Source organism: Actinoallomurus acaciae (assembly GCF_042429965.1).
In the GTDB taxonomy this organism is placed as follows: Bacteria; Actinomycetota; Actinomycetes; order Streptosporangiales; family Streptosporangiaceae; genus Actinoallomurus; species Actinoallomurus acaciae.
In genome coordinates this window covers 1-3129 of record NZ_JBHLZP010000741.1, presented here as the reverse complement: position 1 = coordinate 3129, position 3129 = coordinate 1, and the positions used below count along the sequence as shown (strand labels likewise).

The window sequence follows — 3129 nt, the reverse complement described above, 5'->3', positions numbered from 1 at the left end:
CGGCGCCGGTCGTCAGGTCCGCGACGACCGGGCGTCCGCCGGTCTCGGCGGCCACGGCGTCCAGGGCCGCGCGGTTCCGCCCCGTCAGCAGCAGCCGTGCGCGGACGTCCGCCATCGCCCGCGCGGTCGCCGCGCCGATGCCGGAGGAGGCGCCCGTGATCAGTACCAGGCGGTCGTCGAGCCTCATGAGCCGATCCTGCCCACCGGCGCGACGATGCTCACGGACCGGTTGACCGGCGGGCCGGCCCGATGAAGATCTTTTTTGCGCTGGCGGCGGCGTGCCTCATCGGGATCGGCTTCGTCGCCCAGCAGCACGCCGCCTACCGGGAACCGCTCGGCGAGATGCTGCACCTGAAGCTGCTCAGCCACCTGGCGCGCAACCGCCTGTGGCTGCTGGGCATCGCGGCCATGGTCTGCGGCCAGGTGCTGGGCGCCGCCGCCCTCGACGAGTCCGACGTGGCCTCGGTCGAGCCGATCCTGGCCACCAACCTGCTGTTCGCGCTGGTCTTCGCCCACGTGCTCTACCGTGAGCCGCTGAACCGCAGGGTCTGGCAGGGCGGACTCCTCGTGACGGCCGGATCCGGGCTGTTCCTCGCCTTCGGCCGCCCCCACGCCGGGCGGCCTCCGGGCCCGGAGTCGACCCGCTGGCTCGTCGCCGCGGTCGTCGTCGTGCTCGTGGTGACGCTCGTGCTGACCGCGCGGCCGCGGTCGCTGCGTACGAAGGCCATGCTGCTCGCCGCGTCCGCCGGGATGCTGTGGGGCATCCAGGACGTGCTGACGCGGGGCTCCCTGCTCGTGCTCGGGCACGGCGTGGCCGGCCTGCTGCAGAGCTGGCTGCCCTACGGGATGATCGTCGTCGCGGTCGCCGGGCTGCTACTCGCCCAGAGCGCCTTCGACGCCGCCCCGCTGCGGATCTCGCTGCCCGCCGCGACCGCCGCCGAGCCCCTGATCGGCATCGTCCTGGGCGTCCTGATCTTCTACGAGCGGATCCGGCTCACCCCGGAGGCGCTCGCCGCGGAGGTCGCCGGCCTGCTGATGATGGTCGGCGGCATCGTCGTTCTCGGCCGGTCGCCGTATCTGGGCAAGCGGGAGACCGCCGAGCGGGAGAGGCAGCGGTGATCGCGGTCGCGCTGGCCGTGCTCGCCGCCGCGAGCAACGCCCTCGCGTCCGTGCTCCAGCGGCGTGCGGCGCGTACGGCCCCGGCGGGCCAGGCGTTCCGGATCGGCCTCATCGCCTACCTCATCCACCGGCCCGCCTGGCTCGGCGGCATCGCCGCGCTCATCGGCGGGTTCGTGTTCCAGGCCGGCGCTCTCATGTTCGGCGGGCTCTCCCTGGTCCAGCCGATCCTCGTGGTGGAGCTCCCGCTCACGATGATGTTCATCAGCCGGGTGTTCCGCGTCCGCCTGGACCGGCGGTCGTGGCTGGCCGTCGGCGTGCTCACCGCCGGGCTGGTGATGCTCCTGCTGGGGGCCAGTCCGTCGGAGGGCCACCAGGTCCCCAGCCGGATGGTGTGGGCGGTCGCCACTCTCGTCACCCTCGGACTGGTCGCCCTCCTGCTGACGGTGGCGCGGCTGGCGACCGGGGCGGGTCGCGCCGCGATCCTCGGGGTGGCGGCCGGCCTGGGCTTCTCCTTCACCGCCGCGCTGATGAAGCAGGCCGTGCGCGACGTGGAGCGGCCGTCCGTCCTGCTGACGACCTGGACGGTGTACGCCATGGTCCTGGCCGGGCTGGTCAGCCTCTTCCTGCTGCAGAACGCCTTCCAGAGCGGCCCGCTCGTCGCCGTGCAACCGGCGCTGACCGTCTCGGACCCGGTGGCGAGCATCGGGTACGGCGTGGGCCTGTTCGATGAGTCCATCCGGCTGGGGGCCTGGTCGGTGCTCGAACTCCTCGCCGTCGGGCTGATCGTGTACGGCAGCGTGCTGCTGGCCCAGTCGCCGCCGTTCCGCCGCAACAAGGTCATGGCAGCAGGCACCTGAGCAGGTCCTCCACCGGCCGCCGCTCGAACAGGGCGCCGGCCCGCCTGACCCGCCGGTCACGTTCGAGGGGGGATCGCAGCCGGTCCAGCGCGTCGAGAAGCTCCGCGCCGTCCCGCGCGTGGACGCCCACCCCGGCGCGCGCCATCGCCCGCGCGCCCGCCAGGCCGTGCCCGGGGATCGGCCGATAGCAGATCACCGGCACACCGGCCGCGACCGCCTCCTCGCAGGTCAGCCCCGAGGCGTTGTCGATGACGGCGTACGAGGCGGCCATCAGCTCCGGCACGTCGTCACGCCAGCCGAGCGCGACACAGCCGCCGGTGCGGTCCAGGCGCCGGCGCAGCCGCCGGTTCTCTCCGCACAGGACGACCGGCAGGTAGCGTCCCGAGTCCGACAGCACCCGCGTCGTCTCCTCGACCCGCCCCACACCCCACGACCCGGCGTTGACGAGCACGCGCGGCCGGTCGCCGGACCCGATCGAAGGCGCGGCGCGGGGCCGCCGGAACTCCGGCCGTACGACGGGCGCGTGACACCACGCCGGGCGCCCGGTCGCCACCCGGATCTCGCGGACGGCGGCGGGCGTCAGGCACAGGTGGCCGTCATTGCCCGGATGCAGCCAGAGGCGGTGGACCGCGAAGTCGGTCACCATCACCAGGCTGGGCACCGGGAGACGGCCGTGCGCACGCAGGTGCCCGGCGGCCTGCGCGGCCATGTGGAACGTCGAGACCAGCGCGGACCATGCCCGCCGGCGGACCAGGTCGTCCAGCCGCGCCGCGAGCAGGGCGGTGAACGGCGAGATCGCCGGTGCCCGCGGCGAGGTGAAGAAGATCCGGTAGATCCCGGCGTACAGCCACGGGGTGTGATGCACCGTCCAGCCGTACCAGCGGCGCATCCCGTGCCCGGATCGCAGCGGCAGCAGGTCGAGGATGTCGGTCACCTCCGCGTCGATCCCCGTCGTGGCCAGGCGGCGCGCGAGCTCGCCCGCGACCCGGTCGTGCCCGGCGCCCATCCCCGCGCTCAGGATCAGCACACGTCGGGTCGACACCGGCGATCCCCTTCCGCACACTGGAGACCGTGAGGTACGCGCCGATCGCGACCGCGGCGGCCGCGGTGGCCGCGGTCCACGTCGCGCCGGCCGCGACCTGGCTGCCGGCCG

At 74.1% G+C, this 3129-nt stretch carries 4 protein-coding genes; 2 read left to right on the top strand and 2 right to left on the bottom strand.

The genetic code is table 11. The features are described from left to right. On the bottom strand, nt 1–187 hold a 187-nt coding region (locus ACFFNX_RS46135; protein ID WP_378212682.1), incomplete at its 3' end, for an SDR family NAD(P)-dependent oxidoreductase. Between the two features lie 62 nt (nt 188–249). Between ACFFNX_RS46135 and ACFFNX_RS46130 the strand changes: the two genes are divergently transcribed. Together ACFFNX_RS46130 and ACFFNX_RS46125 are read left to right on the top strand one after the other, a co-directional pair. Next, nucleotides 250–1119: a DMT family transporter gene (locus ACFFNX_RS46130; RefSeq protein ID WP_378212681.1), complete on the top strand. Its 870-nt coding sequence runs from the start codon at nt 250–252 to the stop codon at nt 1117–1119. Then, a complete protein-coding gene (locus ACFFNX_RS46125; protein WP_378212680.1) occupies nt 1116–1976 on the top strand; it encodes a DMT family transporter in 861 nt (286 codons plus the stop codon). Before ACFFNX_RS46130 ends, ACFFNX_RS46125 begins: the two co-directional genes overlap by 4 nt. On the opposite strand, the gene ACFFNX_RS46120 is transcribed toward ACFFNX_RS46125, so the two are convergent. Next, nucleotides 1957–3018 (bottom strand): MGDG synthase family glycosyltransferase, encoded by a 1062-nt coding sequence (locus ACFFNX_RS46120; RefSeq protein WP_378212679.1) that lies wholly within the window; start codon nt 3016–3018, stop codon nt 1957–1959. The genes ACFFNX_RS46125 and ACFFNX_RS46120 overlap by 20 nt on opposite strands. Nucleotides 3019–3129 lie beyond the last annotated feature (111 nt).

Coding starts and splice junctions, on each gene's coding strand:
- ACFFNX_RS46130 (WP_378212681.1), top strand. CDS start 250: ATGAAGATCTTTTTTGCGCTGGCGGCGGCGTGCCTCATCGGGATCGGC.